We start from the raw sequence: 25,860 nt of genomic DNA, 5'->3' as shown, positions 1-25,860 counted from the left end.
CATGGCGTCTCATCCGGATTTTGTGAACTATGTGGCCGAGCAGCTGCGGGAGGCCGGAGCTATCCGCAGTCGAAAGATGTTCGGCGAATACGGCCTTTATTGCGACGATGTGTTCTTTGCCGTCATCTGTGACGACCAGCTTTTTGTGAAGATCACTCCACAAGGGGAGGCGGCGCTCCCGAACCTGCCCAAGGCCCCGCCCTATGAGGGGGCTAAAGACTCCTTTCTGGTGGAAGATGTGGAGGACCGGGAGCGGATGACAGAGTTGGTGCGAATAACCTGTGAGGCGCTGAAAAGCAGGCATCAAAAGAAGGGGAGGAAATAACCATGGCCTTTGACTACAAGAAAGAGTACAAGGAATTCTATCTGCCGCCCAAGACGCCGGGCATCGTCACGGTGCCCGCCATGAACTTTCTGGCGGTACGGGGACAGGGCGATCCCAACGAGGAAGACGGCGCGTACAAGCAGGCCCTGGGGATGCTCTATGCCGTTGCTTTCACCATCAAAATGAGCAAACTGGGCAAGCACAAGCTGGAGGGGTATTTTGACTATGTGGTGCCGCCCCTGGAAGGCCTTTGGTGGCAGGAGGACATCCACGGGGTGGACTACGCCCATAAGAAGGATTTTCAGTGGATCTCCCTCATCCGCCTGCCGGAGTTTGTGACGAAAGAGGTCTTTGACTGGGCCATCCGGGAGGCCATAGAAAAGAAGCAGCAGGACTTCTCCCAGGTGGAGTTCTTTCCCTGGGAAGAGGGGATGTGCGTCCAATGTATGCACATCGGTCCCTACGACGACGAACCCGCCACCGTGGCCGCCATGGAGGAATACGCCAAGGCCCAGGGCTACGAGGAGGACTTCGGGGAGAGCCGGTTCCACCATGAGATCTATTTAAGCGATGTGCGGCGGTGCAAGCCGGAGCAGCTGAAAACGGTGATTCGACATCCGATCAGAAGGACAGAGTGATGAAACACATTCATACAACAATCCGAAAAATCCATCCGGATGAATACGGCCTCCTGCGGGAATTTCTATATCAGGCCATCTATTTCCTGGAGGGAGCCCAGCCGCCGCCCCGGTCTGTGGTCGATCTGCCGGAGCTGCAGGTCTATATTGCCGGCTTCGGCTCACAGCCCGGCGATTATTGCCTTGTTGCCGAGGTGGAGGGCACCGTCATAGGTGCAGCGTGGAGCCGCATCATGGAGGACTATGGCCACATCGCCAGCAATACGCCATCCCTGGCCATCTCACTGTTGCCGGAATACCGTGGGCTGGGCGTCGGGACACAGCTGCTGAACAGTCTTCTGCTTCTACTACAGGAGAATGGGTATCTGCAGGCATCCCTCTCTGTTCAGAAAGATAACCCGGCGCTGCACCTTTATGAGCGGGCGGGATTTCAGATCCTGGAGGAAAAGGGCACAGAATATTTGATGCTGCTGGACATCACCCAAGCGGCGCAACGGGAGAATGTAGATATGGAACATACAATGGAGAAACAGCGGGAAAACAAAATCCGGCAGTGGTTTTCCATGTGGCTGGACAGGCAGGACACAGGCATTGGGGCCCTTTTTGCGCCTGATGCCGTCTACATCGAGAGCTGGGGGCCGGAGTATCATGGCAGCGGGAAGATCAAGCTGTGGTTTGACGAGTGGAACACCCGGGGAACCGTACAGCGCTGGGACATCCGGCAGTATTTTCACAAAGAGGACCAGACCGTGGTGGAGTGGTCCTTCCGGTGCGCTATGACGGACGGCACCGTCCAGAGCTTTGACGGTCTCTCCCTCATCCGCTGGAATGAGGCGGGGCAGATCTGCTTTTTGCAGGAATTCGGCTGCAACGAAAACCGCTACGACCCCTACGCCCAAGGGGAACCCCCGGTGTTCCGGGAAGAGCAGGCGTTGTGGCTCTAAGGGAGGAAATGGCATGAAAGGCTTTACCCGTACGGAAACCCGTTTTTCCCTGTGTGGTCTTAACTGTGCCCTGTGCTCTATGCATCTGGGCGGCTGCTGCCCCGGCTGCGGCGGCGGGGCAGGTAACCAGAGCTGCACGATCGCTAAGTGTTCCCTGGAGCACGGCTGCGTCCAGTTTTGCTGGGAGTGTCCGGAGTACCCCTGTCCCCGCTACGAGGGATTTGACGACGGAGATTCTTTTGTCCCTCACCGGAACCGGCAGCAGGATATTGCCCAGGCCCGGGCGCTGGGACTGGAAGCCTATCTTGCCCAACTGGAGGAAAAGCACGCCATCCTGGACGCGTTTCTGGAGGGCTACAACGACGGCCGCCGCAAAACGCTTTTTAACACGGCGGTCTATCTCCTGCCCCTGGAGGATTTGCGCTCTGTGATGGCTGTTCTGGGCAGCCGGCCGGAGCTGGAAGAGCAGCCCATCAAGGAGCGGGCCCTGGCCGTCGTGGGGCTGCTTCAGGAGGCGGCGGACCGCCGGGGTATCAGCCTGAAGCTCAACAAGAAACCGAAAAAGGGGTAATCCTATGGCAACTTCCAAGGTGACAGTCCATTTTCCCTGCCCGGTGGAGCGGCTGTGGCATACGGTGACCGACCTTACCCATACCGCCTGGCGCAGTGATCTTGCGCGGGTGGAAGTTTTGGACGAGGCCCACTTTGTGGAGCACACCCCAAGCAGCTACGCCACCAACTTTACGGTCACGGCCTGTGAGCCACCCCGCTTCTGGGCCTTTACCATGGAGAACGGCAATATGTCCGGCTCCTGGGAGGGCATCTTCGAGGTGGTGGAGGGCGGCACCCGGCTGACTTGCACCGAGACTGTCACAGGCAAGCATTGGTGGATGCGCCCCTTTGTCCCCGGATATCTGAAGCGGCAGCAGAAGCTGTATCTGGACGATTTGCGGAAGGAATTGCTGAAATAAGCCGTGTTAATCTGCGTTGCTTGCGGCAACGGGCAATTTTCCCTACAATGTGAGCGAAAGGAGTGAGCCCACATGTTAAACGAAAATATCAAAGCACTCAGAAAATCAAAGGGGCTTTCCCAGCAGGAGCTTGCCATCAAGCTGAATGTGGTGCGGCAGACCATCTCCAAATGGGAACAGGGATTGTCCGTTCCGGATTCTGATCTGTTGATTGCCCTGTCGGAAGCGCTTGAGACACCCGTGAGCACATTACTTGGAGAGCCTGTGATTGAGTCGGAGGCGGATGCCGTCAAAGCGCTCTCCGAAAAACTGGAGATCATCAACTTACAGTTTGCACGGAGAAAGGCAACGCGAAAAGCGATCCTTCATTGGCTGCTCATCGCGTTATGCGCGGGCGTTGTGATCATTTCTGCGGTCTTGGTCACAGTAAACAGCCCTTACCTGGGATGGGATTACAGTGCTCCGGAAACCGCCGTCATGGGAGTGGCGTTTCACGCATTTGAATGGCTGTTTGTCAGGCTGGCCCCCATTGTCCTGATCGCGGCACTCATCGGCATTTTTATGACGCGGAAAAAAGTATAAACGTTTTCAGAAGGGCGGCCCCAAGGACCACGCTGCATAAACATCACCGGACAAACATGAGCACGGAAAATCGGGCAGGGACCGCCCGTTTCCGGTATGCTGGAGGACAGAAGGACGGTGTGACCAATGGATTGGGTAACAAGCATTCATCAGGCGATCCAGTATATCGAGGAACATCTCCGGGAGGAGCTGACCATCCGGGAGATCGCACAGCAGGCAGCCCTGTCCCCCTTTTACTTTCAGAAGGGTTTCGCCATGCTGTGCGGTATGACGGTGGGCGACTACATCCGCCAGCGCCGGCTCTCCGCCGCCGGGCTGGAGGTCCTCACGACGGACCGGAAGATCATCGACATCGCGCTGGAGTTCGGCTACGACTCGCCGGACAGCTTCACCAAGGCTTTTGCCCGATTCCATGGCCTCACACCTGCCGCACTGCGAAAAAGCGGAGGCGCGGTCCGTTCCTTTGCTCCGCTTCGGATCAAAGTGACATTGGAAGGTGGTCAAAACATGGATTGCAAGATTATGAAAAAAGAGGCGTTTACGGTGCTCTGCCGGGCAAAGACTTTCAAGTATGAGGAGGCCGTGGCCCAGGTTCCCCAGTTCTGGGCGGAGCACTTCGGCACGGGCGGCGGCAAGGTGGTGTGCGGCATGTACGGCATCAACCTGGACGAGAGCATGGGTGGCAATGAGTTTGAATATCTCATCGCCGACAACTACGATCCCGCCAAGGAGATCCCTGACGGCTTCACTACCCGCACCATCCCGGCCCACACCTGGGCGGTATTTTCCTGTACCGGCCGGATGCCCCAGGCTATCCAGGGTCTGAACCAGCAGATATTCTCCCAGTGGCTGCCCACGAACCCCGACTACAAGATCGCCGCAGGCATCAATGTGGAGATGTACAGCGACCCCAGCAAGTTTGAGGACGGCACCCAGGATCAGGACTACTACTGCGAGGCCTGGATCCCGGTGGAAAAGAAGTAAGGCGCATACCCCCTGGAAAAATGCTTCTGCGGGATAAAGAAGCGCGAAAAGCTTGATCGACAGCCGCCTCGCTATAAGAGGAATTTGATAGAGAAACTCATGCCTATACGGCAGAATAACAATATCATTCTGATGGATAGAGGAGGCGGCTGTCATGTTTGATATGGTACCCAACGCGGAGCAAATGACGATTTTAGTGGGTAAACCCTTATATGAGATCTGGACCCAGTTATGTGCCTTGATTGACGAAAGATATGATATGGAGCGTCTGTGGGGCAGCGGCGGGAAAGCATGGGCCTATGAGTATAAATACCGCCGCGGCGGCAAAACCTTATGCGCACTCTATGCGAGAGAAAACTGCGTCGGATTTATGGTCATCTTAGGTAAGGATGAGCGATTGAAATTTGAAAATGATAGGGAACATTACTCAGAGGAAGTTCAAAGAATTTATGACGAAACGCCAACTTACCATGATGGGAAATGGCTGATGTTTGAGCCAACGGACACCTCGTTGTTTGAGGATTTCATCAGGCTGTTGGCCATCAAAAGGAAGCCAAGCAGAACATAAAGAGGAGTATTTGAGAGGTCCAGGAGCCGGGAATGGGAGTTTCTCCGCTTAGGCTAAAATCCATCATTAGGAGATTGGCACACAAGGCAGGCCCCCGGCGGAAAACCGGGGGCCTGTCCTGTTTCTTATTTTACCCAGTAGATGACTGCGTCCCGCAGGAAACGGGCACAGCCGGGAATGTGCTTATCATAGTAGGCGGTAAACCGCTCATCCATCACATACAGCTCCGCGATCCCCCGGTGCTTGGGCGGATCATACCGGTTCCCGGTGATGGTGAGCCACCGGCGGTGGAGGGCGCAGATTTCCTTTCCCTCCTCGCTCTCCGGGGACAGGCCCGACCGGATGGCCGCCTCCAGCCGCTCCTGGATCTCCTGGCCCAGGCCGGTCCACTCCCGGTACTGCTCCTGGGTTAGATTCATCACCGCGGCGTTGGCCTCGTCTACCTCTTTGTCGCCGTACTTGGCGCGGATCTCCGCTCCGTAAACTTCCTCGTTATGGGCCACAGTACGCTGCTTGAACGCCTCAAATTTCTGCTCGTCGCTCATGAATTCCTTCCTTTCTTCCGCTCGGATGGTGTCTTTCACCGATCGGATTAGCGTCTCCAGCCGTTCCCGCTCCGCCTCCAAAGCGGCCAGGTGGCTTTTCAGGGCGGCCAGACGGTCAAAGGAGGGATCGTCCAGACATTCCTTGATTCGGGCCAGCTCCACCCCGAGGGCCCGGTAATAGAGAATGTCCTGCAGCCGGTCTACCTCTGCCCTGCCGTAATAGCGGTAGCCGCTCTCCGCCACCCGGCTGGGCTTCAGCAGTCCGATCTGGTCGTACCAGCGCAGGGTGCGGGTGGTCACTCCGGACAGGCGCGACAGCTCTTGAATGGAATATTCCATAAAAATCCCTCCCTGAGGATACTGTATCAGTTGACGGAGCGTCAGAGTCAAGGGGAAATTTTAAATTTGTTGGATCTCCTGCTGCAGCCGCTCTAAAAATTCCGCGGCCGGGATCCCGCCCAACGGGGTGTGGTGGAACTGGAAAGGACACCGGCAGGGTGGTGCGCAGCCACTTTTTCCGGTATTTGCCCCAGATGAGGAAGGGATTGTTGTAGCATCCGGCATTAATGTTCACCGCGCCGTCGATCTCATATCCCGCCAGGGCGGAGGTGCCGATTACCATATAGTCCTCGCCAGCTCAAGGCTCTCCCCGATCTCGTGGACCTGCCCGGTGAGCTTCATGTAGTCCCGATTGAACTGCTCCAGCTCAGAGGAAACGGGAATGTCACAGGTGGCGATGCCGCCGTCTCCGGTAGTCACCACCGTGTTGACCGCCAGCTTGTCGTACTGCATCAGCTTGTCCCCCACGGGAAGCAGGTAGAAGTCCTCCGTCCGGGCGGCCGCCTTTCCGATGCACCAGCACAGGAGCATATGGAATTTGTAACCCCGTTTCCGGCTCAGCCGCACCAGCGGCGAAACATCCAGCGTCTTCATCAGGGTCACCATGGGCATGGGGGCCTTCCTCCAGAGTTCAAAGGCCAGCGCCCGGGAGGTGCTCTTGGGATCTACTTCTCTCATGCTGTTTTCCATTCTGCTCGTCAAATCCGGTTCAGTTGGCCGCAATCAGTAACCGCTATCATAGCATGGCGCCCCGTGACCGGCAACCGATTGCCATGTTCCAAAGCCGGAACTTGTGATATAATGGAACACCATAAGCCAAATGGAAGCAACAAACGATGAGGACCGAACATGAAACACATTTTCTTGAAGGACGGCGAGGACCTAGGCCTGGGACTGTGCCCGGCCCAACGCCATCGTTACCATGGTAGACCTCTACAATGAGGCACAGACTCTACCCCTGCCGGATATGTACGGCAAAAATCTGACCTTCAAGACCGGCGGCGTAGACGGCTGCAGCTGCAGGGAAATCCTCCGGCTCATCGCCGGAGGCAAGCTGGACACCGTCCCCCTGATCACCCACACCTATCCCCTGAAGGATATCGCCGAAGTCTATGAGCTATTTGAAAAAAGAGGGATGGGGTCATCAAAGCAGCGATTGATTGCGGCTGATCTTCGCATCCGAGACCAGCCAAATCAAAACACAGCAGGAGGTATGTTTTATGCGCAAGAATTTTGGAGCAAAGCCCTGGACCTATCCGCAGCCGGTCTTTATCCTCGCCACCTATGGAGAGGATGGCACGCCTGACGCCATGAATGCGGCCTGGGGCGGGATCAGCGACGATAAGCAGCTGTCCATGTGCATCAGCGCCGGCCACAAGACCACCGCCAACATTCTTGCCCGCAAGGCATTTACCGTCAGCATGGCCACTGCGGAGCATGTGGTGTCCTGCGACTATGTGGGCATTGTGTCCGGTAATAGGGTGGCCGACAAGGTGGCAAGGGCGGGCTGGCACACCACCAGATCAGAATTTGTAGATGCGCCTCTCATCGACGAGTTGCCCATGGCGGTGGAGTGCCGCCTAGTCAGCTATGACCCGGAGAGCTGCCGTCTGGTGGGCGAGATCGTCAACGTCAGTGCTGACGAGTCCATACTGGACGCCGGTGGAGCCATAGACCCGGATAAACTGCAGCCCATCACCTTCGACCCCATCCACAGCGCCTACCACAAACTGGGAGAGAAAGTGGGAAACGCCTTCCAGGACGGCGCCAAGCTGAAATGATCGCGAGGCGAGGATGGCCCTATCTTTGAAATAGGGGGAAGCTCCATGGAAACGAAGCGCAGGCCACGCCATAAAAAGCTGTGGATCGCCGCCGGCATTCTGCTGGCAGCGCTGCTGCTGCGCAACAGTTTTTTCTGGTATGTGTCCGACTACTACCGGGCGGAGGATGTGGTTCTGGCGGTGCTGGCCCAGGAAGCCGGGCTCCAGCTCCTGGAGCAGAAAGTAGGGCACCTCGACCTCTCAGGACTCAGCAAAGTAGTGGATGCCCTTTGTGCTGGCCACCGTAAAGCCGGATTTTCCGTAAAAGCCGATGCTGCCGGTAATGGCGAGCGCGCCCGCTTCCAGCGTACGGGCCGCCTCCATGGAGCGGCGGAGCAGGGCGGTCCCATAGCCCTGCCGCATGCAGTCCGGCGCAATGCTGATGGGGCCGAAGGTCCTGATGGGGATTACCCGTCCGTCGTCGGCACGGATTTCCGAGCGCATATACATCACATGTCCGATGATCCGCCCGGTCTGAAATGCAACCTTTGTCTCAGATTCAACAGTAGCGGGACAGGGATTTGCGTGGTATACTGGCCGTAGAGGAGAAGGGATTTGGATGACACCGGATGAATACCTGTTTTTCGCCGCTCAGCCCCGCGCTTTGCCGCTGTATGAGGCGCTGCGGAGCCCTGCCCCAGGCGCTGGACGCACCATGTCATCGTGTCGCAGGCGGGGCAGTTGGATGGAGAACTGATGGGCTGGCTGCAGGAGGCCCATGATTTTGCACGGATGAAATAAAAAGAGAGTCGGCGCACGGCGGAAGGCCCGGGAAGGGTGGGCCGAGCGCGGAAGAAAGGAAGTGTATGATGCATTTTGAAAGTCCTCTGCTGGCGGTGAGGGATCTGGCTGCCTCCATTGATTTTTACAAACGGGTCCTGGGGCTGGATGTGGTCGTGGATTTCGGGGCCAATGTGACGCTGACCGGCGGCGTGTGCTTACAGACGCTGGAGACATGGCGGGAATTTATCGAAGGAAGGCCCGTTTCCATAGGCGGAAATGCGGGGGAGCTCTATTTTGAGGAGGAGAACTTTGATGCCTTTGCAAATACGCTGGCGGGGCTGGAGCTGGAGTATGTCCACCCGGTGAAGGAACACCGCTGGGGCCAGCGGGTAGTGCGCTTCTATGATCCGGACCACCACATCATTGAGGTGGGAGAGGCAATGGAGGCCGTGGTGCGCCGCTTCCTGGATGGCGGCATGACCCGGGAACAGGTGGCAAAGCGGATGGATGTGTCGCTGGATTGGGTGAAGAACTGTGTGGGTGAGCCGAAGGGGGCGGACGGGAATGGAGCTTTCGCAGAGGGCGGCCCGCTTAACTGACAAGCGCGCCGAGGAGGCCGATACATCACGGATTGCGGCAAAAAGCCGGGGGAGTGAGCGCTGGGTGCCCTACCTTGGGGGCCTTGCCGCGCTTCTCCAAGGCAAAGCCGCTCTGGTGGGAAACCAGGCCATCTGCATTCCAGCTGCGGACGTGCAGCGGCTGATTTTAAAGGACATCGCCGCGGCGCTGAGGCGGCTCTTATGAGAAAGCGGCTGCCAAACCTGCTCACGGCGGCGCGGTTTCCGTTGGCGTTTGGGATGTTGGAGGCAAAAGGATCTGTACCGTTTTTGATACTGTATCTGCTCTGCTGCCTGACCGATATGCTGGACGGCCTGACGGCCCGTCGGCTGAACACGTGTTCCGAGTTCGGCGCGCGCTTGGATTCGGCGGCGGATATGGCGGTGACGGCAGTGCTGGTGCGGCGGCTTTGGCCACTGGCTGCGCCGGGTCCCTGGATCACTGCGTGGATCTGCGCCATTGCGGCGGCGCGTTTCGCCGCCGCGCTGACCGCCTGGCTGCGCTTTGGGCGCTTTGGATTTCTGCATACCTGGGGCAACAAGATGACCGGCGCTCTGCTGGCCCTGTACCCCTTTGCTCTGCTGCTGTTTGAATCCCGTTGGGCACTGATCGCCGTCCTCGCCGTGGCTGGTTTTTCCGCGCTGGAGGAATTGCTTATCGAGTGCAGGGCGGAGGGCTGGGAGCCAGACCGGAAGTCGATTTGGACGGCGGGGAAGGGACGGGAGCCCACAGCATAGTGAAAACAGGTGAGGAGCCGGGCAGACAGCAGGTCATGAAATCAGCCCAATTGACGAATTTTAAACAAGGGGGGTGACGGCTCTGTGCTCTGATTTTATTACCGTAACACCGGAAAATCTGGTGGATGAACATTTGTGCTGCATCATCCGCAGCAAAAAGCCCCACCCCGGCGTGGAGGCCAAACGGCAATGGCTCTCCCAGCGGCTGAAGGAAGGGCCTGTCTTTCCAAAACTCAATGCCAGGGCCACGGCCTTTGTGGAATACGCCCCCCTGGAGACGGCGTGGGTGCCGGTTACCGGAGAGCGCGCTACCTCTATCTGTACTGTCTGTGGGTAAACGGGGAGCACCAGGGAAAGGGCTATGGAAAAGAGTTGATGGAGTATTGCCTGACAGACGCCCGGGAGAAGGGAAAATCCGGCGTGTGTATGCTGGGGGCGGCCAGGCAAAAGGCCTGGTTGTCCAACCAGGCCTTTGCAAAGAGTTACGGCTTTGAGGTGGTAGATACCACGCAGAACGGCTATGATCTTCTGGCTCTTTCCTTTGATGGGAGCGCTCCGGGTTTTGCCCAAAATGCGAAGCAGCAGGAAATCGAGACAAAGGAGCTGACCATTTACTATGACTTTCAGTGCCCCTTTGTCTATCAGGCCGTGGAACGGCTCAAAGAATATTGCCGGGAGAACGGAATCCCCGCGTCGTTGCACCTGGTGGATACGCTGCAGAAAGCAAAGACGCTGCCCTGCGTCTTCAACAACTGGGCGGTATTCTATCAAGGAAAATTGGAAACGGTCAATCTGCTGGATATCGCCGGTTTGAAGCGAATCCTCAAATGAGCGTGAAGCCTCCGATCACGGCCCTTCCCGCCGCAGGGCAGGAAGGGCCGTGTGATTACCCCCTTCTGAGCCGGGGGCGCTTTCTCCGGCGCTGAGCTGCCAGAAGGCCACCGCGCTGGCCGCGGCCACATTCAGGGAATCGACCCCGTGGGACATGGGGATGCAGACGGTATAATCACATGCGGCCACCGTTTGGGGAGCCAGTCCGTCCCCCTCTGTCCCCAGCACAATGGCCAGCTTTGCCTCCGAGGCCAGACGTGGGTCGTCAATGGGGACCGTGTGCCCGCTCAGCGCCATGGCGGCGGTCCGAAAGCCGAGGGCGTGCAGCCGCTCCAGCCCGTGGCCGGGCCAGTCCGCCACCTTGCTGCCGATATAGGTCCAGGGAATCTGGAATACCGTACCCATACTGACCCGCACGGAGCGGCGGTGCAGCGGGTCGCAGCAGGTGGGGGTGACCAGGATCGCGTCCATCCCCAGCGCCGCGGCCGAGCGGAAGATCGCGCCCACATTGGTGGGGTCGGCGATTCCCTCCAGGACGGCCACGCGCCGGGCTTTTGCGCACAGCTCCTCCGCCTGGAGCAGACGGGGGCGGTGCATGGCACACAGGATTCCGCGGGTCAGCCGGTAGCCGGTCAGCTCTTCCAGCAGGCCGCTGTCGGCCGTGTAGACCGGAGTCTCGCCGCAGCGGGCCAGGATGGCCCGCCCCTGTCCCTCAATGTGCCTGCGCTCCATCAAAAACGAGACCGGCACATAGCCGGCGTCCAGAGCGTGGTCGATTACTTTGGCGCTCTCCGCGATGAAGAGCCCCTTCTCCGGCGCCCTCCGGCTGCGCAGCTGCGCCTGGGTCAGGCGTGTGAATACAGCCAGCTCCGGCCACTCCAGATCCGTTACCCGGATGATATTTGCCATAACGCACACCTCCTGTCCTTTGAGCCTCCCGCGCATTCCGGCCCGAAGCCCGGCAGCAGTGCCGCCAACAGCCGCACAGCGGGGAACAGCAGAATGAGCGCGCTCTGACTTTTGTACCACGTCGGAGCAAGCGATACAAAGCTTGCTCCGACGTGGTACATCGCAACACTATAGATGCCGCTAGAACTGATTTGATAAACCATAATTTACGGTTTAATTTCTTCTCCGCAATAGCGGCAATGGTTATATTTTCCGAGCCAAATCCCGCCAATACACTTTCCGCAGTTAGGACAGCGCCAGAACGCAACATTTATGATTCCATAGACAATAATAGTGACAATTGCCGCATAACCGAAGGGTGCAGACTTTGTCAAAACCATAAGTAAGATTAACACACAAAAGATGGCAAATAACACCCACATTACAGCTTTTGCGGTCTTTAATTTCATATCAGCGTTCCTTCCGACTTCCGATTTACGTTTCTACTATTTTAGCATATCATAAAAGGGAGCGAATGTCTAAATGTAAGATGTGTTCTGCTCTAGTGAAATGCTGCTGATCGAAAATAGTGTTTTAAAGATCGCGTGGAGTAGAAACAATACTTTTCCATTTAGAGATTTTTGAAGCGCGCTGCTCAAAATGAGAAGTCCGTTTTTCGATAAAAATGTTCGAAAAACGGACTTCATTCATTATGGTGCCGGTGGTGGGACTCGAACCCACACGATGTCGCCACCAACGGATTTTGAGTCCGTCACGTCTACCAATTCCATCACACCGGCATATACTAAAAGATATTATACACGACAAGCAAAGGCTTGGCAAGAGTTTTCGCGGCGTGCAGGGTCGAAAAATCAAAATAGCCGTACCATTTCGGAGCAAAGTATGATATGATACAAAAGATAATGGGTTGCCTGGAGGCCAGGAAAAATGAAACGATATATTGGAAAATCCTGCCGGATCACAGCGCTGGCCCTGCTGTTGGCCGTGCTGCTTTCCGGCTGCATCTCCGGCTCGGTGAGCGAACTGTACGTGTTGCCCAAACTGCCGGAGGACTACCAGAAGCTTCAAAAGAAAATTGAAGAGGTGTTGGCCCAGAACTCCGCCGAGTCCGCCGCGCCGCTTACCGGAGAGCTGAGCCAGCCTGTGCAGCTGCAGGACCTGGACGGAGACGGGGTGAAGGAGGCCATCGCCTTTTTCCGGGTCACCTCGGACGAGCGGCCGCTGAAAATTTACATCTACCGCCAGCTGGGCGAGGAGTATGAGGTGGCCGCCGTCATTGAGGGGGCCGGCTCGGCCATCAACTGTGTGGCCTATGAGAACCTGGGCGATACGCCGGCCAAGGAAATTGTGGTCAGCTGGCAGATGAGCGAAAAGGTCTATTCGCTGGCGGCCTATTCCATCGCCCACGACCAGGTGCTGGAGCTGGTCCGTACGGACGACTACACGGATTTCCGGGTGTTTGACCTGGATATGGACAACCAGAAGGAGCTGATTGTCCTGATGGCCGGCGAAACTGGCGGGAGCAGCCGGGTGGACCTCTATAATTTCCACAGCGTACTGGAGCTGGAGTCCTCAGCCATGCTCTCCCAGAATACCACCTCTCCGGTGGAAAACGGGATGCAGACCGGCTACCTGAAGGACCATGTGCCGGCGGTCTTTGTGCCGTCCTATTACAGCGAGAACGGGCGCATCACCGACATTATGGCCTGGAGGGACGGGCGGATTCAGAACATTACCCTGGACCCGGAGACCGGTGAGAGCAGCAGCACGGTGCGCTGGTATAATCAGGTATCCGGAACAGACATCAACGGCGACGGCATCATGGAGCTACCGGAGCCCTACGCGCTGCCCGACCCGAAGCAGACCACCACGGCGGTCAATTTCTGGGCCCTGCGCTGGCGGCAGTTTGACATCAACGGAACGCCCACGACGGTTTTTACCACCTATCACAACGAGCGGGACGGATGGTACTTTATCCTGCCCGACCAGTGGGAGGGGAAGGTGTGCCTGTCCCGCAGCGATCAGGCGGGAGGCAGCGAGCGGGCAGTGATCTTCTCCTACTGGGAGGAGGGGAGCGGCATGGAGCCGGAGCCTTTCCTGGTGATTTATCGGCTGACGGGTGAAAATCGGGAGCGACGGGCGGATATGGCCGGGCGGTTCCGTCTATATCCCCCGCAGGGAGAAGACAATAACGTCATCTACGCGGGCAGACTGTTGGATTGCAGCTGGGACAGCGGGCTGACTGAGGAGTCCGTGCAGGCCGCATTTTCCCTGATTTCCGGCAGCTGACCAAGCGGTCAAACTGGATTTGATAGGAGGAAAAAACGCCATGAAAAAGGTGCTGGTGCTGGAGGATGAAGCCAATATTCGCAGCTTTGTGGTGATCAACCTGAAGCGGGCGGGCTATGAGGCCATTGAGGCCGCCAGCGGAGAAGAGGCCCTGCAGCAGCTCAAGCGCAACCCGGACATCAAGGTGGCGCTGCTGGACATTATGCTTCCGGATATGGATGGATTTGAGGTCTGCCGCCGCATCCGGGCGGGGGACAACAACATTGGTATTATTATGTTAACTGCTCGCACCCAGGAGATGGACAAGGTCACCGGTTTGATGACCGGCGCGGACGACTATGTGACAAAGCCCTTCTCGCCGGCGGAGCTCACCGCCCGCATCGACGCCCTATACCGCCGCACCGGCGGGGGCGAGGTCATTGACACCGGCGAGATCAGCCAGCCGCCTTTCCTGCTCAACACCCGCAACCGCACCCTGGAGAAAAATGGGCAGCGGGTGAAGCTGACCCAGGTGGAGTACAACATCATCAAGCTGTTTATGGACAACCCTGGAAAGGCCCTCTCCCGAGAGGAAATTCTCGACGCGGTCTGGGGCCGGGACTATTTTGGCGAACTGAAGATTGTGGACGTAAACATCCGCCGGCTGCGCATTAAAATTGAGGATGACCCCACCAATCCCAGCTTTATTACCACGGTATGGGGCTATGGCTATAAGTGGGGCTTTTAGGGGTTGTCCGGGCGGGTAGAAGGACCCCCAAAAACCCAGGTGGTGAACCAATGGAATGAAAATGAAGATGAAAAAAATCACGGGCATCCGACGCAGGTGGATCTTCAACTCCATCAGCGTGGTGCTGTTTATTGTTCTGCTGGCGGTAACGGCATTTACGGTGGCCATGGGCAGCTATTACTACACCAATATGCTCTACACGCTGGAGGCCACGGCCGACGGCGCAGCCAGCCAGTTCCGCTACTTTCAAAACTCCTATTACACCTTTGCCCAGTCCTTTGTCAACACCACCGCAGACCGGGAAAAGCTGGAGGTGGAGTTCATTGATGCCAGCGGCCTGATCCGCTATTCCAGCTCCGACCTGACCGCCTTCCGCTCCCCTGGCACGCCGGACATCAGCGAGGCGCTGGCCCAGGGCCGGACCAGAAGCTGGACCGGCTCCGACCCCGGCACGGGCGAGCACATTATGGCGGTCTCCAGCCCAGTGATTATCAAGGGCGAGGTGGTGGGCGCCATGCGGTATGTCACCTCCCTGCGCCTGGTGGACCGGCAGATCATCCTGATCGTAGGGGCGGCGCTGGGCATCGGCGTTGGGATCCTGGCCATGGTGTACTTTTCCAACCTCTATTTTGTCCGCTCCATTGTGGAGCCGGTGGCCGGCATTACCGAGACCGCCAAGCGAATCGCGGAGGGCTCCTACGGCGTGCAGATTGACAAGCAGTACGACGATGAAATCGGAGATCTGACCGACGCGATCAACGATATGTCCCTGAAGATCAAGCAGACGGAGAAGCTTCAGTCGGAGTTCATCTCATCGGTCTCCCATGAGCTGCGCACGCCACTCACCGCCATCAACGGCTGGGCGGAGACCATTATGAACGGCGAGGTGCGGGATGCCTCAGACGTGAAGAAGGGCATGGGCATCATTGTCTCCGAGGCGCGGCGGCTGACCAATATGGTGGAGGAGCTGCTGGAGTTTTCACGCATCTCGGATGGCCGATTTACCCTGTCCGTGGAGCCCATGGACATCAAAGCCGAGCTGGAGGATGCGGTGTATACCTACCGGGAGTTCTTCCGCCGGGAGGGCATTGAGCTCATTCATACCGACTGTGAGGAGGAGTTCCCCCTCATCAGCGGGGATCCGGAGCGGCTACGTCAGGTGTTCTGCAACCTCCTGGACAATGCGGCCAAGCACGGCGGCAGCGGTAAGCGGATCGACACAGCTATTTTCCAGGAAGGAAACCAGGTGGTGATTACCATCCGGGACTATGGCCCGGGCATTCCTGAGGAGGAGCTGCCCCATGTAAAGTATAAATTCTACAAGGGCTCCTCCAAGGCCCGTGGCTCGGGCATCGGCCTGGCCGTGTGCGACGAGATCATCACCCGCCATGAGGGCACGCTGGAGATCGGCAACGCGGAGGGGGGCGGCTGTGTGGTCACCATTCATCTGCCGTTGCCTGAAAATAGAACATAAGTTCTAAAACTTTGCCCGCACCCCTTGCAATCGGGGTGCGGGTTTGGTACAATACGTAAAGATATTTATAGTTAAGGAGAACCAAACCTCCATGCCAAATGAAAAAAATCAATCCTGCGCCACGCCCTACAAGACCATGATCGGCGGGCAGGCGCTCATCGAGGGCATCATGATGCTCGGACCGGAGAAAAAGGCGGTCGTGGTGCGCAAGCCGGACGGAACACTGGAGGAGCAGGTGGAGGAGCGGGTGCTGATCAAGGACAAGCACCCGGCTCTGGGGCTGCCCTTCCTTCGGGGCGTGTTCAATTTCTGCTCTTCGCTGGCCAATGGGGTCAAAGCCCTGATGTACTCCGCTTCCTTCTTCTCGGAGGAGGACGAGCCGGAGGAGCCCACCAAATTCGAGGTGTGGCTGGATAAGCATCTGGGTAGTGAGAAGGCTGCCTCCGCGCTGGTCACCTTTGCGGTAATTCTGGGCATTCTGTTTTCCGTGCTGCTCTTTTTCCTGCTGCCCACGGCCCTGGCGGGGGGCGTGGCCTGGTTTTTCCCGGGCATGCCCATGTGGGTGCGCAACCTGCTGGAGGGCGCGGTGCGCATCGTGATCTTCCTGGCCTATCTGATGCTTTGCTCCCGGATGAAGGACATCCGCCGGGTGTTTTCCTACCACGGGGCCGAGCATAAGACCATCTTCTGCTATGAGCATGGCCTGCCCCTGACGGTGGAGAACGTGCGTGTCCAGCCCAAGCACCACCCCCGCTGCGGCACCAGCTTTCTGTTTGTGGTGATTGTGGTGTCCATCCTGCTCTCCAGTGTGCTGTTCTCCTTTGTGGAGGTGACCAACACCTTTGCGCGCATGGGGCTGCATCTGCTTTTGCTGCCCGTGATCGTGAGCATCACCTATGAGCTCAACCGCCTGGTGGGGAAGTACGACAATCCCTTTACCCGCATTATGACCGCCCCGGGGCTGTGGCTTCAGAACTGGACTACCTTTGAGCCGGACGACTCCATGATCGAGGTGGGCATCCGGGCCTTCACCCTGGTCCTGCCGGAGGAGAAGGGGAAGGACGAGTGGTAAAATAGAAGCGCGGAGGCCGTGAGCAGGGGAGATAAGACCGGAGCGGATGGGCGCAAACCGAAGGGGGCGCAAAGCGCCACCTGTTTGTGCCCGGAGTCGGAGGGCTTATCGACCCGGCCGCGAGCGTGCCGCAGCGTGATAAGGACCTTCAGCCTGTTCAGGGGAGAGGTTGTCCCCATTGGACCCGATACCCCCCTCTCTCCGGCACGGCCGGAGAGGTTGTGGCCGCAGCGGCCAGAAGTTAAGAGGTGCTCCGCAGGCACATGTCCTGCTTCGCACATTCTTTGCATTTCTTTCCACCGCCATGCGGCGGAAACGCTGCGAGTCCTTTCGCTGTAACTGAGAGAGAAAGAAGAAGCATAGGAAGTGGTTTTATGGCGACCACCTATAACAACCTGTACCTGGATGCCCGCCGTCAGCTCAGAGCAGCCGGGGTGGAGGCGGCCCAGCTGGAGGCCAGGGAGCTGGTATGCTGTGCGGCTGGCAAGGACCGAGAGGGCTTTTATCGGGACATGGGGCTGTATGCCTCCGACCAGGTGGAGGAGCGGCTGGCTGAGCTGATCGCCCGCCGGCTGGCGGGGGAGCCCGTGGCCTATATCATCGGGGAGTGGGAGTTCTACGGCATGACCCTGGATATTTCCCGGGACGTGCTCATCCCCCGGATGGATACGGAGCTTTTGGCCGAGCGGGCCATCCTCCTGGCCCGGGCGGCCGGGGAGGGGGCGCGGGTGCTGGACCTGTGCGCCGGCAGCGGCTGCGTGGGCTTGGCGGTGGCGGCCAATGTGCCCGCCTGCCGGGTGGTGCTGGCCGACATGAGCGAGGAGGCCCTGAAGGTCTGCAAGCAGAACGTGCGACGTAATGAGCTCAACGCCCGGGTGACCTGCGTGCAGGCCAACGCCATGGAGAAGCCCAGCCCTTCCCTGTGGGACTTCGATGTGATTGTCTCCAACCCGCCCTATATCCCCACCGGCGAGATCCCGCAGCTGGATGTGTCCGTGCGGGATTACGAGCCCCATATGGCCCTGGACGGCGGGGCGGACGGCCTGGACTTTTACCGGGCCATCGCCGAACAGTGGCGGACAGCGCTGCGCCTGGGGGGCAGCATGCTCTTTGAGGTGGGGGAGACCCAGGCCCCAGAGGTGGAGCTGATCCTGGGCAAAAACGGCTTTGAGCAGATCGAGACCTATCAGGACACCGCCGGCATCTGGCGGGTGGTGGAGGGAACCGCCAATACGTAATCTGGGGGCTGGCCCCGCTGTTGAGAGGAGTACAAAAGCATATGGCTGAGAAAAAGAAGATGACGGTAGAGAGCGCGTCCCCCGCGTCGGACAAGAAGAAGGCGCTGGAGACTTGCCTGGCCCAGCTGGACAAGACCTATGGCAAGGGCACGGTCATGCGCATGGGGCAGAACACCGGGATTGTGGTGGAGTCCATCCCCACCGGATCCCTGTCCTTGGATCTGGCCCTGGGGATCGGCGGCGTCCCCCGAGGGCGCATCATTGAGATCTACGGCCCCGAGTCCTCCGGCAAGACCACCCTGGCCCTCCATGTGGTGGCAGAGGCGCAGAAGCGGGGAGGCGAGGTGGCCTACATTGACGCCGAGCACGCCCTGGATCCCTCCTATGCCCGCGCCCTGGGGGTGGACATTGACTCCATGCTGATCTCTCAGCCGGACACCGGCGAACAGGGCCTGGAGATCTGCGAGGCGCTGGTGCGCTCCGGCGCCATTGATGTGGTGGTGGTGGACTCCGTGGCCGCCCTCACCCCCCGAGCGGAGATCGAGGGGGACATGGGCGACTCCCACGTGGGTCTGCTGGCCCGGCTGATGAGCCAGGCCCTGCGAAAGCTGGCCGGCTCTATCGCCAAGACCAACTGTGTGGTCATCTTTATCAACCAGCTGCGGGAAAAGGTGGGCGTCATGTACGGAAACCCAGAGGTCACCACCGGCGGCCGTGCCCTGAAGTTTTACGCCTCGGTGCGCATCGACGTGCGCCGCATCGAGTCTCTGAAAAACGGCAGCGAGATCATCGGTAACCGCACCCGGGCCAAGATCGTGAAGAACAAGGTGGCGCCCCCCTTCAAGGAGGCCGAGTTCGACATCATGTACGGCGAGGGCATCTCCAAGGTGGGCGAGATCGTGGACCTGGCGGTCAAGCTGGACATCATGCAGAAATCCGGCTCCTGGTTTGCCATGGGGGATCTGCGCATCGGCCAGGGCCGGGACGCGGCCAAGCAGTATCTGAAGGACAACCCGGAGCTGTGCGAGCAGGTGGAGGCGGAGATCCGCAAGAACTCCTACAAGCTGCTCAGCGGGCAGGCCAAGGCTGCCGCCAGGGCGGCTGGCCGGGCGGTAGACGTGTCCGCCGACGATTTTGAGGACGGCGAGGATGCGGATCGTTAAGCTCCTGCCCTCGGAGCGGGTTCCGGGGCGCTGGTTGGCCTACCTGGAGGACGAGGCCATCCTGCGCCTGGGGGAGGGAGACGTGGTCTCCTTCGGCCTGTATGCAGGTATGGAGCTGGACAGGGCGGCCCTGGATAAGCTGGAGACGGCCGCCCGGCTCAGCCGGGGGAAGGAGAAGGCGGTAAGCCTGCTCGCCGCCCGGCCCCTCTCACGGAAGGAGCTCATTGATAAGCTCACTGCCCGCCCCCATGACCGGGAGCAGCAGCCTTTGGTGAACCGGGACGAGGCGGAGGAGATCGCCGCCTGGCTGGAGGGCCTGGGCTATCTGGACGACGCCTCCTACGCCCGCATGGTGGCGGAGCACTATGCCGCAAAGGGCTATGGCCCCCGGAAGATCCGGGACGAGCTCTACCGCCGGGGTATTTCCCGGGAGTGGTGGGAGGAGGCCTTGGAGGGCTGTGAGAGCCAGGAGGCGGGGATCGACGCTTTTCTGGAGAAAAAATTCCGGGGCCGGGCCCCGGAGGAAAAAGAACTGAAACGGGCCGCGGACGCCCTGGCCCGGCGTGGGTATCGCTGGGAGGAGATTCGCTCCGGTCTGCGCCGGTACGGCGCGTCCATGGAGGAGGAATAAAAATGGAGACAAGACAGGCGCTTCTGACCCGCCGCAGCATCCGGCGCTACCGCCCGGATCCTATTCCGGAACAGGATTTGCAGGAGATTCTGGAGACCGGGCTCTACGCCCCTTCCGGTGTTAATCTGCAGCCCTGGTATTTTGTGGCGGTTCAGAGCCAGGAGGCCCTGGATGAGGTGAAGGAGCTGATGGGAGGCGTGGTGGAAAGATTCCGCCCCGTTCTGAAGGAGCGCTTTCAGCGCCACCCGGAGCAGGTGGGGATTACCAGCCGCTTTCTGACAAGCCTGGGAGGAGCCCCCGTTTGCCTGCTGGCCTTTTTCTATAAGCCGGAATATCCCAGCCGGGACGGTACCATGCAGTCCGTGGCCGCGGCCATTGAGAATATGCTCCTGGCGGCCTGGGACAAGGGGATTGGCTCCTGCTGGATGACTGCGCCGCAGCAGATGGGCTTTGGCCCGGAGCTTCAGCGGCGTTTCGCGCCCGATAAGGGGGAGTTTATCGCCATGATCACCCTGGGCTACCCGGAGGGCGAGGCCAAGCTGCCGCCCCGGCGGGATGGGCGCTATACCATTGTGTAAGATAAGGAGAAGAGTTGCTTGAAGGTTGCATTTATCTCCCTTGGCTGCGCCAAGAATCTGGTGAACACCGAGCAGATGATGGCCCTGGTCAAGGCCGCGGGCCACACTGTCACCGCCCAGCCGGAGGGGGCGGATGTGGCAGTGCTGAATACCTGCGGTTTCATTGATTCCGCCAAGAGCGAGGCGATCCAGAATATTCTGGAGCTGGCCGCCCTGAAGGACCAGGGCAAGCTGGGCAAGCTGCTGGTGGCCGGCTGCCTGACTCAGCGCTACCAGCACCAGGTTATGGAAGAGATGCCCGAGGTGGACGGCATGCTGGGTACCGGCAGCTATACGGATGTCGTGCCCGCGCTGGAGGCCCTGATGGAGGGGGACGAGCCAACCTTCTTCGGGGACATCGACCATACGGTGGAGGACGGGCCCCGCTTGGTGTCCACCGCCGCCTATACCGCTTACTTGAAAATTGCGGAGGGGTGCGACAACCGCTGCTCCTACTGCATCATCCCCTATCTGCGGGGGCGCTACCGCAGCCGCACCATGGAGTCCCTGCTGGAGGAGGCCAAAACTCTGGCGGACGGCGGGGTGAAGGAGCTGATCGTCATTGCCCAGGACATCACCCGCTACGGCACCGACCTGTATGGCCGGCGGCGGCTGGGAGACCTGTTGACTGAATTATGTAAATTGCCCTTCCACTGGGTGCGCCTCCACTATCTCTACCCGGATGAGTTGGATGACGGGCTGATTGACGTAATCGCCCGGGAGCACAAGGTGCTCAATTACATCGATATCCCCCTCCAGCACATCAACGATGGCATCCTGAAAGCCATGAACCGCCGCTCCACCAAGGCGGAGATCATCGCCCTGCTGGCCAAGCTGCGTCAGCGGCTGCCCGGCCTGGTGCTGCGCACCTCCCTGATCTGCGGCCTGCCCGGAGAGGGAGAGGCGGAGTTTGAGGAGCTGTGCCAGTTCCTGAAGGAGGCCAAAATTGAGCGGGCGGGCATCTTCCAGTTCTCCCCAGAGGAGGGCACGCCCGCCGCGGTGATGGAGCATCAGGTGGATGCCGATGTGGCCCAGCGCCGGGTGGAGCTGCTGGTGGACCTGCAGTCCAGGGTGATGGACCAGTGGAACGAATCCCGGCTGGGCGAGGTGCTGGAGGTCCTGTGCGAGGGCTTTGACACGGAGATGGGTTGCTATGCGGGCCGGTCCTATGCCGATTCCCCGGACGTGGATGGCAAGGTGTTCTTTACCGCCGCCGGGCTGATCCCGGCCGGAACCTTTGTCAATGTCCGCATCACGGGCACAAGCGACGGCGATCTGACCGGGGAAATCGAGGAGTGACGAAGCCATGAATACTGCCAATAAGCTGACCCTGCTGCGGGTGATTCTGATCCCGGTGTTCCTTGTGGTGCTCTACTTGGACTTCCCCTTTCATATGTTCATCGCGCTGATGATTTTTATCCTGGCCAGCGTCACGGATTTTCTGGACGGCTACATCGCCCGGCACTATAACCAGGTGACGGACTTCGGCAAATTTATGGACCCTCTGGCGGACAAGGTTTTGGTCATGGCGGCCATGTGCTGGTTCGTGGCCACGGCCCGTATGCCCGCCTGGGCGCTGGTGATCGTGCTGTTTCGGGAATTTGCCGTGACCGCCCTGCGCCTGATTGCTGCGGAGCGGGGGAGGGTCATCGCTGCCGCCTGGTCCGGCAAGGTCAAGACCGCCTCCACCATGGTGTGCATTTGCCTGATGCTTCTATTCCGGTCCTGGCAGCTGGATGCGGTCTGTGTGGCGGTCATCGTTGTGACCACCATTTACTCCGGCATCGAGTATTTCCTGAAGAACCGTGACGTGATGGATTGGAAGAACATGTAAAGTAAAAGGTACGGCGGCTCCCCATTTGGGGAGCCGCCGTGTTTTGTTCAGGCAGAGCTCAGCGGTGCCGGGACAGCCACAGGCTGGCCAGCAGGAAAGTCAGCACGTAGACGGCAATAACCGCAAAAAGGACGTAAAAGGCCGCCCTGCTGATAGGCAACAGCACGAACAGGGCCGCAGCTGAGGCGAAAAAGGTAAGCAGCCCTGCAAAATAGAGGGCGCCGTGCCGGTTGGCCTGTTCCCGCTCATCGCGTTCCTGGATGTGGGCCTTTTTCCGGGCCTCCGGGTGGGTCAGCAGATACTGCACCCGGATCAACAGGACCAGAGCGCAGCCGGTGATGCCGCTGGCGGCTCCAAGATAGAAGCCGCGGGCGAAATCGGGCAGAGTGCTGCCGGAAACCAGCAGAAAATAGCAGGTGATACCCACCAACCCCACCAGCAGCAGGGCGGCGCAGAGGATGCGGCGGATGCGCAGGGTGAGCGCGTAGTCGCCGTTGAAAGTAAACTTTTTCATCAGCATGGGGGATCCTCCTCAAACAAAAAAACTTCTTCGATGGTCAGCCCAAAATAACGGGCGATCCTGTAGGCTAGCAGAAGGGAGGCGTTATAACGCCCGTTTTCCAGAGAGATGATAGTCTGCCGGGTGACCTCAACCGCGTCGGCCAGTTCCGCTTGGGAGAGACGCCACTCCTTCCGTAGCTGCGCAATTCGATTGGTCAGGATGCTCACACCTTTTTTAAAATATAAAATGCACTTTACGTTTAAAGTATAGCATGCTTTACATATGGTGTCAAGTATGCTTTACAAAAAGACGGGACAGGAAGACAGCCGGGGGATGCCACTGCGCTTGACACTTTTGGCGGGCTGTGGTAATATAATGCGACAAGTAAATATCGCGATGAACGGAAGAGTAGCGCAGGCAAGCGCCGAGCAGAGAGGGACCGTCACCGGCTGAAAGCGGTCCTGCGGAACCCCTGTGTGAATTGCACCCGGGAGCGAGGGGGATGTGGATGCCCTCCGGCTTGGCCCCGTCATTGGCCCTTTGAGTGAGAAATGAGAGTGGAACCGCGATTTGATCGCCTCTTATGCCTGCGGGCATAGGAGGCGTTGCTGTTTTTTGGAGGTGGTTGTCCTGACCAGACTAGGCGAGACCCTTCGGGCCTATCAGGCCCGCGACCCAGCGGCGCGGAGCCGTCTGGAGATTTTCCTGCTTTATCCAGGGGTGCACGCGGTGATCTATCACCGCATCGCCCATTTCCTGTACCGCCATCACCTGAAGTTTCTGGCCCGGATGGTGAGCCAGTGGAGCCGCTGCTGGACGGGCATTGAAATTCATCCCGGCGCCAAAATTGGCCGCCGTCTGGTCATTGACCACGGCATGGGCATCGTCATCGGGGAGACGGCCGAGGTGGGAGACGATTGCCTGCTTTACCACGGCGTCACGCTGGGCGGCACGGGTAAGGACCAGGGGAAGCGCCACCCCACCCTGGGAAACAATGTCATGGTGTCCACCGGGGCGAAGGTGCTGGGCCCGTTCAAGGTGGGAGACAATGTGCGCATTGCCGCCAACGCGGTGGTGCTGCAGGAGATCCCACCCGACGCTACCGCCGTGGGCGTGCCCGCCCGGGTGGTACGCATTGCGGGTGAAAAAATCGACTATGCCGCCGATGTGGATCAGATCCACGTCACTGACCCGGTGCAGAAGGAGCTGCAGGCAGTCAGCTCCCGCCTGGAATGGCTGGAAAAACTGCTGGATGAACAGATGAGGAGTAAAGAAGTATGAAACTGTACAATTCCGCGACCCATAAGCGGGAGGACTTTGTCCCCTATGAGCCGGGCAAGGTGTCCATGTACACCTGCGGCCCCACGGTGTATCACTTTGCCCACATTGGAAACCTGCGCAGTTACCTGATGGAGGATGTGCTGGAGAAGCTGCTGCGCTACGAGGGCTATGACGTCAAGCGGGTGATGAACATCACCGATGTGGGCCACCTGGCCTCCGACGCGGACACGGGCGAGGACAAGATGCTCAAGGGTGCCAGGCGGGAACACAAGAGCGTCATGGAGATCGCGCAGTTCTACACCGACGCCTTCTTTGCCGACTGCGAAAAGCTCAACATCAAATACCCCGACGTGGTGCAGCCCGCCACCGGCATGATCGGAGATTACATCAAGGTGATCTCCCGGCTGCTGGATACCGGCTACGCCTACCAGGCCGGGGGCAATGTGTATTTTGATACCTCCAAGCTGCAGAAATACTATGTGTTCAATGACCACGACGAGGAGGATCTGGCCGTGGGCGTGCGCGAGGGTGTGGAGGAGGATGTGAACAAGCGCAATAAAAACGACTTTGTGCTCTGGTTCACCAAGTCCAAATTTGAGGACCAGGCCCTCAAATGGGACTCCCCCTGGGGCGTGGGCTATCCCGGCTGGCACATCGAGTGCTCCTGTATCTCCATGAAGTATCTGGGAGAGCATCTGGATATCCACTGCGGCGGCGTGGACAACGCATTCCCCCACCACACCAATGAGATTGCCCAGTCCGAGGCCTATCTGGGCCACCCCTGGTGCAAATACTGGGTGCACATCGCCCACCTGGACACCAACGGCGGCAAGATGTCCAAGTCCAAGGGGGACTTCACCACCGTCTCCACCCTGGAGGAGAAGGGCTATGACCCGCTGGTATACCGCTTCTTCTGTCTGCAGTCCCACTACCGCAAGGCCCTGGTCTTTTCCTGGGAGAACCTGGACAACGCCAGGGCGGCCTACGACAAACTGGTGGGCCGCATTGCCGGCCTGAAAGAGGAGGGAGCGGTGGACCAGGCGGTGTTCCAGACCTACCGGGAGAAGTTTCTCTCGGCCGTGGGCAATGATCTGAACACCTCCCTGGGGGTTACCGCCCTGTACGATGTGCTGAAGGCGGAGACCGGCGACGCCACAAAGCTGGCCCTGCTGGACAGCTTTGACCAGGTGCTGGGCCTGGATTTGCTGAAAAAGGCCCGGGCCAGGCGGGCTGAGGCCGCTAAGGTCCAGACGGTGCAGGCCGCGGGCGGCTACACCGTCACCGGCGAGGGGGACCCGGCCATTGACGCGCTGGTGCTCCAGCGGGGGGAGGCCAAGCAAGCCAAAAACTGGGCCGAGGCTGACCACATCCGTGACACGCTCAGGGCCCAGGGAATTGAGATCCTGGACGCCAAGAACGGCGCGACCTGGAGAAGAATATAAGCAGGGCAGCGTAGAAGCCGGGAGACGTGGCAAGACGTCTCCCGGCTTTTAAAAAG

31 protein-coding genes, 1 tRNA gene and 1 pseudogene are annotated in these 25,860 nt (G+C 59.0%); 25 read left to right on the top strand and 8 right to left on the bottom strand.

All coding sequences use genetic code 11. The annotated features are described in order from the left end of the window. The first annotated feature begins 1 nt into the window (after position 1). From H9Q75_RS03755 to H9Q75_RS03715, 8 genes are all read left to right on the top strand, one after another. Positions 2-325 carry a TfoX/Sxy family protein gene (locus H9Q75_RS03755; protein ID WP_186564786.1) on the top strand — a complete coding sequence of 108 codons (324 nt, stop codon included), beginning with the start codon at positions 2-4 and terminating at the stop codon, positions 323-325. Positions 326-327: 2 nt separating this feature from the next. Further along, positions 328-963 (top strand): GyrI-like domain-containing protein, encoded by a 636-nt coding sequence (locus H9Q75_RS03750; RefSeq protein WP_186564785.1) that lies wholly within the window; start codon positions 328-330, stop codon positions 961-963. Further along, positions 963-1,907, top strand: coding sequence for a GNAT family N-acetyltransferase (locus H9Q75_RS13015; protein ID WP_480175504.1), 945 nt, complete (start codon positions 963-965; stop codon positions 1,905-1,907). Before H9Q75_RS03750 ends, H9Q75_RS13015 begins: the two co-directional genes overlap by 1 nt. 13 nt (positions 1,908-1,920) lie before the next feature. Continuing rightward, positions 1,921-2,478 carry a DUF3795 domain-containing protein gene (locus H9Q75_RS03735; protein WP_186564784.1) on the top strand — a complete coding sequence of 186 codons (558 nt, stop codon included), beginning with the start codon at positions 1,921-1,923 and terminating at the stop codon, positions 2,476-2,478. A gap of 4 nt (positions 2,479-2,482) precedes the next feature. Beyond that, positions 2,483-2,878 (top strand): SRPBCC family protein, encoded by a 396-nt coding sequence (locus H9Q75_RS03730; protein WP_186564783.1) that lies wholly within the window; start codon positions 2,483-2,485, stop codon positions 2,876-2,878. A gap of 72 nt (positions 2,879-2,950) precedes the next feature. Continuing rightward, positions 2,951-3,460, top strand: coding sequence for a helix-turn-helix domain-containing protein (locus H9Q75_RS03725; protein WP_186564782.1), 510 nt, complete (start codon positions 2,951-2,953; stop codon positions 3,458-3,460). A 126-nt stretch (positions 3,461-3,586) separates the two neighbouring features. Further along, the gene (locus H9Q75_RS03720; RefSeq protein WP_186564781.1) at positions 3,587-4,444 is read left to right on the top strand and encodes an AraC family transcriptional regulator; all 858 of its coding nucleotides are present in this window, start codon (positions 3,587-3,589) and stop codon (positions 4,442-4,444) included. Positions 4,445-4,598: 154 nt separating this feature from the next. Further along, a complete protein-coding gene (locus tag H9Q75_RS03715) occupies positions 4,599-5,012 on the top strand; it encodes a DUF3788 domain-containing protein (protein ID WP_186564780.1) in 414 nt (137 codons plus the stop codon). A gap of 125 nt (positions 5,013-5,137) precedes the next feature. On the opposite strand, the gene H9Q75_RS03710 is transcribed toward H9Q75_RS03715, so the two are convergent. From H9Q75_RS03710 to H9Q75_RS12950, 3 genes are all read right to left on the bottom strand, one after another. Further along, positions 5,138-5,896, bottom strand: a complete 759-nt coding sequence (locus H9Q75_RS03710) for a MerR family transcriptional regulator (protein WP_186564779.1) — start codon at positions 5,894-5,896, stop codon at positions 5,138-5,140. A 276-nt stretch (positions 5,897-6,172) separates the two neighbouring features. Further along, complete coding sequence (locus tag H9Q75_RS03705; protein WP_279287627.1) at positions 6,173-6,574, bottom strand: hypothetical protein; 402 nt, start codon at positions 6,572-6,574, stop codon at positions 6,173-6,175. Positions 6,575-6,848: 274 nt separating this feature from the next. Then, positions 6,849-6,977, bottom strand: a complete 129-nt coding sequence (locus tag H9Q75_RS12950; protein ID WP_423788625.1) for a hypothetical protein — start codon at positions 6,975-6,977, stop codon at positions 6,849-6,851. Positions 6,978-7,116: 139 nt separating this feature from the next. Between H9Q75_RS12950 and H9Q75_RS03700 the strand changes: the two genes are divergently transcribed. Further along, positions 7,117-7,677, top strand: coding sequence for a flavin reductase family protein (locus H9Q75_RS03700; RefSeq protein WP_186564778.1), 561 nt, complete (start codon positions 7,117-7,119; stop codon positions 7,675-7,677). A gap of 240 nt (positions 7,678-7,917) precedes the next feature. On the opposite strand, the gene H9Q75_RS03695 is transcribed toward H9Q75_RS03700, so the two are convergent. Continuing rightward, the gene (locus H9Q75_RS03695) at positions 7,918-8,271 is read right to left on the bottom strand and encodes a GNAT family N-acetyltransferase (RefSeq protein WP_341480902.1); all 354 of its coding nucleotides are present in this window, start codon (positions 8,269-8,271) and stop codon (positions 7,918-7,920) included. Between the two features lie 254 nt (positions 8,272-8,525). Here H9Q75_RS03695 and H9Q75_RS03690 point away from each other — a divergent pair, with 254 nt between their 5' ends. The 4 genes and pseudogenes from H9Q75_RS03690 to H9Q75_RS03675 all read left to right on the top strand — a co-directional run bounded on the left by H9Q75_RS03690 (position 8,526) and on the right by H9Q75_RS03675 (position 10,625). Continuing rightward, positions 8,526-9,038 (top strand): VOC family protein, encoded by a 513-nt coding sequence (locus H9Q75_RS03690; protein ID WP_186565022.1) that lies wholly within the window; start codon positions 8,526-8,528, stop codon positions 9,036-9,038. After that, positions 9,004-9,243 carry a hypothetical protein gene (locus tag H9Q75_RS03685; protein ID WP_186564777.1) on the top strand — a complete coding sequence of 80 codons (240 nt, stop codon included), beginning with the start codon at positions 9,004-9,006 and terminating at the stop codon, positions 9,241-9,243. Before H9Q75_RS03690 ends, H9Q75_RS03685 begins: the two co-directional genes overlap by 35 nt. Further along, positions 9,240-9,794, top strand: a complete 555-nt coding sequence (locus H9Q75_RS03680) for a CDP-alcohol phosphatidyltransferase family protein (protein WP_186564776.1) — start codon at positions 9,240-9,242, stop codon at positions 9,792-9,794. Before H9Q75_RS03685 ends, H9Q75_RS03680 begins: the two co-directional genes overlap by 4 nt. A gap of 82 nt (positions 9,795-9,876) precedes the next feature. Beyond that, positions 9,877-10,625: pseudogene (locus tag H9Q75_RS03675) on the top strand (GNAT family N-acetyltransferase). A gap of 15 nt (positions 10,626-10,640) precedes the next feature. On the opposite strand, the gene H9Q75_RS03670 reads toward H9Q75_RS03675, so the two are convergent. After that, positions 10,641-11,534, bottom strand: coding sequence for a TrmH family RNA methyltransferase (locus H9Q75_RS03670; RefSeq protein ID WP_186564775.1), 894 nt, complete (start codon positions 11,532-11,534; stop codon positions 10,641-10,643). A gap of 692 nt (positions 11,535-12,226) precedes the next feature. Next, positions 12,227-12,313: transfer RNA gene (locus tag H9Q75_RS03665), tRNA-Leu, on the bottom strand. Positions 12,314-12,461: 148 nt separating this feature from the next. On the opposite strand from H9Q75_RS03665, the gene H9Q75_RS03660 reads away from it, so the two are divergent. From H9Q75_RS03660 to pgsA, 10 genes are all read left to right on the top strand, one after another. Then, positions 12,462-13,823, top strand: a complete 1,362-nt coding sequence (locus tag H9Q75_RS03660; RefSeq protein WP_186564774.1) for a hypothetical protein — start codon at positions 12,462-12,464, stop codon at positions 13,821-13,823. A 40-nt stretch (positions 13,824-13,863) separates the two neighbouring features. Beyond that, positions 13,864-14,550, top strand: a complete 687-nt coding sequence (locus tag H9Q75_RS03655) for a response regulator transcription factor (RefSeq protein ID WP_186564773.1) — start codon at positions 13,864-13,866, stop codon at positions 14,548-14,550. 55 nt (positions 14,551-14,605) lie between these two features. Next, positions 14,606-16,024, top strand: a complete 1,419-nt coding sequence (locus H9Q75_RS03650) for a sensor histidine kinase (RefSeq protein ID WP_243200658.1) — start codon at positions 14,606-14,608, stop codon at positions 16,022-16,024. 91 nt (positions 16,025-16,115) lie between these two features. Next, positions 16,116-17,096 carry a DUF1385 domain-containing protein gene (locus H9Q75_RS03645; protein WP_186564772.1) on the top strand — a complete coding sequence of 327 codons (981 nt, stop codon included), beginning with the start codon at positions 16,116-16,118 and terminating at the stop codon, positions 17,094-17,096. 374 nt (positions 17,097-17,470) lie between these two features. Beyond that, positions 17,471-18,334, top strand: a complete 864-nt coding sequence (gene prmC / locus H9Q75_RS03640; RefSeq protein ID WP_186564771.1) for a peptide chain release factor N(5)-glutamine methyltransferase — start codon at positions 17,471-17,473, stop codon at positions 18,332-18,334. Between the two features lie 41 nt (positions 18,335-18,375). Next, on the top strand, positions 18,376-19,497 hold the full coding sequence (gene recA / locus H9Q75_RS03635; protein WP_186564770.1) for a recombinase RecA: 1,122 nt from the start codon (positions 18,376-18,378) through the stop codon (positions 19,495-19,497). Further along, positions 19,484-20,128 (top strand): regulatory protein RecX, encoded by a 645-nt coding sequence (locus H9Q75_RS03630; RefSeq protein ID WP_186564769.1) that lies wholly within the window; start codon positions 19,484-19,486, stop codon positions 20,126-20,128. Before recA ends, H9Q75_RS03630 begins: the two co-directional genes overlap by 14 nt. A gap of 2 nt (positions 20,129-20,130) precedes the next feature. After that, positions 20,131-20,706, top strand: coding sequence for a nitroreductase family protein (locus H9Q75_RS03625; protein ID WP_186564768.1), 576 nt, complete (start codon positions 20,131-20,133; stop codon positions 20,704-20,706). An 18-nt stretch (positions 20,707-20,724) separates the two neighbouring features. Beyond that, positions 20,725-22,044 carry a 30S ribosomal protein S12 methylthiotransferase RimO gene (gene rimO, locus H9Q75_RS03620; RefSeq protein ID WP_186564767.1) on the top strand — a complete coding sequence of 440 codons (1,320 nt, stop codon included), beginning with the start codon at positions 20,725-20,727 and terminating at the stop codon, positions 22,042-22,044. Between the two features lie 7 nt (positions 22,045-22,051). Further along, on the top strand, positions 22,052-22,579 hold the full coding sequence (gene pgsA / locus H9Q75_RS03615; protein ID WP_186564766.1) for a CDP-diacylglycerol--glycerol-3-phosphate 3-phosphatidyltransferase: 528 nt from the start codon (positions 22,052-22,054) through the stop codon (positions 22,577-22,579). A gap of 58 nt (positions 22,580-22,637) precedes the next feature. Here the strand turns inward: pgsA and H9Q75_RS03610 are convergent, their stop codons facing one another. Both H9Q75_RS03610 and H9Q75_RS03605 read right to left on the bottom strand, forming a co-directional pair. Beyond that, positions 22,638-23,099 (bottom strand): hypothetical protein, encoded by a 462-nt coding sequence (locus tag H9Q75_RS03610; RefSeq protein WP_186564765.1) that lies wholly within the window; start codon positions 23,097-23,099, stop codon positions 22,638-22,640. Continuing rightward, a complete protein-coding gene (locus H9Q75_RS03605) occupies positions 23,093-23,299 on the bottom strand; it encodes a helix-turn-helix transcriptional regulator (RefSeq protein ID WP_186565020.1) in 207 nt (68 codons plus the stop codon). The genes H9Q75_RS03610 and H9Q75_RS03605 overlap by 7 nt, the downstream gene beginning before the upstream one ends. A gap of 397 nt (positions 23,300-23,696) precedes the next feature. Here H9Q75_RS03605 and epsC point away from each other — a divergent pair, with 397 nt between their 5' ends. Continuing rightward, positions 23,697-24,362 (top strand): serine O-acetyltransferase EpsC, encoded by a 666-nt coding sequence (epsC, locus tag H9Q75_RS03600; protein WP_243200657.1) that lies wholly within the window; start codon positions 23,697-23,699, stop codon positions 24,360-24,362. Continuing rightward, on the top strand, positions 24,359-25,804 hold the full coding sequence (cysS, locus tag H9Q75_RS03595; RefSeq protein ID WP_186564764.1) for a cysteine--tRNA ligase: 1,446 nt from the start codon (positions 24,359-24,361) through the stop codon (positions 25,802-25,804). Before epsC ends, cysS begins: the two co-directional genes overlap by 4 nt. The last annotated feature ends 56 nt before the right edge of the window (positions 25,805-25,860 follow it).

Origin of the sequence: Lawsonibacter celer (assembly GCF_014281125.1) — a bacterium.
GTDB lineage: Bacteria > Bacillota > Clostridia > Oscillospirales > Oscillospiraceae > Lawsonibacter_B > Lawsonibacter_B celer.
The sequence above is the reverse complement of the archived record's forward strand: the minus strand, read 5'-3'. Positions and strand labels throughout refer to the sequence as shown.

Coding starts and splice junctions, on each gene's coding strand:
- H9Q75_RS03755 (WP_186564786.1), top strand. CDS start 2: ATGGCGTCTCATCCGGATTTTGTGAACTATGTGGCCGAGCAGCTGCGG.
- H9Q75_RS03750 (WP_186564785.1), top strand. CDS start 328: ATGGCCTTTGACTACAAGAAAGAGTACAAGGAATTCTATCTGCCGCCC.
- H9Q75_RS13015 (WP_480175504.1), top strand. CDS start 963: ATGAAACACATTCATACAACAATCCGAAAAATCCATCCGGATGAATAC.
- H9Q75_RS03735 (WP_186564784.1), top strand. CDS start 1,921: ATGAAAGGCTTTACCCGTACGGAAACCCGTTTTTCCCTGTGTGGTCTT.
- H9Q75_RS03730 (WP_186564783.1), top strand. CDS start 2,483: ATGGCAACTTCCAAGGTGACAGTCCATTTTCCCTGCCCGGTGGAGCGG.
- H9Q75_RS03725 (WP_186564782.1), top strand. CDS start 2,951: ATGTTAAACGAAAATATCAAAGCACTCAGAAAATCAAAGGGGCTTTCC.
- H9Q75_RS03720 (WP_186564781.1), top strand. CDS start 3,587: ATGGATTGGGTAACAAGCATTCATCAGGCGATCCAGTATATCGAGGAA.
- H9Q75_RS03715 (WP_186564780.1), top strand. CDS start 4,599: ATGTTTGATATGGTACCCAACGCGGAGCAAATGACGATTTTAGTGGGT.
- H9Q75_RS03710 (WP_186564779.1), bottom strand. CDS start 5,896: ATGGAATATTCCATTCAAGAGCTGTCGCGCCTGTCCGGAGTGACCACC.
- H9Q75_RS03705 (WP_279287627.1), bottom strand. CDS start 6,574: ATGAGAGAAGTAGATCCCAAGAGCACCTCCCGGGCGCTGGCCTTTGAA.
- H9Q75_RS03700 (WP_186564778.1), top strand. CDS start 7,117: ATGCGCAAGAATTTTGGAGCAAAGCCCTGGACCTATCCGCAGCCGGTC.
- H9Q75_RS03690 (WP_186565022.1), top strand. CDS start 8,526: ATGCATTTTGAAAGTCCTCTGCTGGCGGTGAGGGATCTGGCTGCCTCC.
- H9Q75_RS03685 (WP_186564777.1), top strand. CDS start 9,004: ATGGAGCTTTCGCAGAGGGCGGCCCGCTTAACTGACAAGCGCGCCGAG.
- H9Q75_RS03680 (WP_186564776.1), top strand. CDS start 9,240: ATGAGAAAGCGGCTGCCAAACCTGCTCACGGCGGCGCGGTTTCCGTTG.
- H9Q75_RS03670 (WP_186564775.1), bottom strand. CDS start 11,534: ATGGCAAATATCATCCGGGTAACGGATCTGGAGTGGCCGGAGCTGGCT.
- H9Q75_RS03660 (WP_186564774.1), top strand. CDS start 12,462: ATGAAACGATATATTGGAAAATCCTGCCGGATCACAGCGCTGGCCCTG.
- H9Q75_RS03655 (WP_186564773.1), top strand. CDS start 13,864: ATGAAAAAGGTGCTGGTGCTGGAGGATGAAGCCAATATTCGCAGCTTT.
- H9Q75_RS03650 (WP_243200658.1), top strand. CDS start 14,606: ATGAAAATGAAGATGAAAAAAATCACGGGCATCCGACGCAGGTGGATC.
- H9Q75_RS03645 (WP_186564772.1), top strand. CDS start 16,116: ATGCCAAATGAAAAAAATCAATCCTGCGCCACGCCCTACAAGACCATG.
- prmC (WP_186564771.1), top strand. CDS start 17,471: ATGGCGACCACCTATAACAACCTGTACCTGGATGCCCGCCGTCAGCTC.
- recA (WP_186564770.1), top strand. CDS start 18,376: ATGGCTGAGAAAAAGAAGATGACGGTAGAGAGCGCGTCCCCCGCGTCG.
- H9Q75_RS03630 (WP_186564769.1), top strand. CDS start 19,484: ATGCGGATCGTTAAGCTCCTGCCCTCGGAGCGGGTTCCGGGGCGCTGG.
- H9Q75_RS03625 (WP_186564768.1), top strand. CDS start 20,131: ATGGAGACAAGACAGGCGCTTCTGACCCGCCGCAGCATCCGGCGCTAC.
- pgsA (WP_186564766.1), top strand. CDS start 22,052: ATGAATACTGCCAATAAGCTGACCCTGCTGCGGGTGATTCTGATCCCG.
- H9Q75_RS03610 (WP_186564765.1), bottom strand. CDS start 23,099: ATGCTGATGAAAAAGTTTACTTTCAACGGCGACTACGCGCTCACCCTG.
- cysS (WP_186564764.1), top strand. CDS start 24,359: ATGAAACTGTACAATTCCGCGACCCATAAGCGGGAGGACTTTGTCCCC.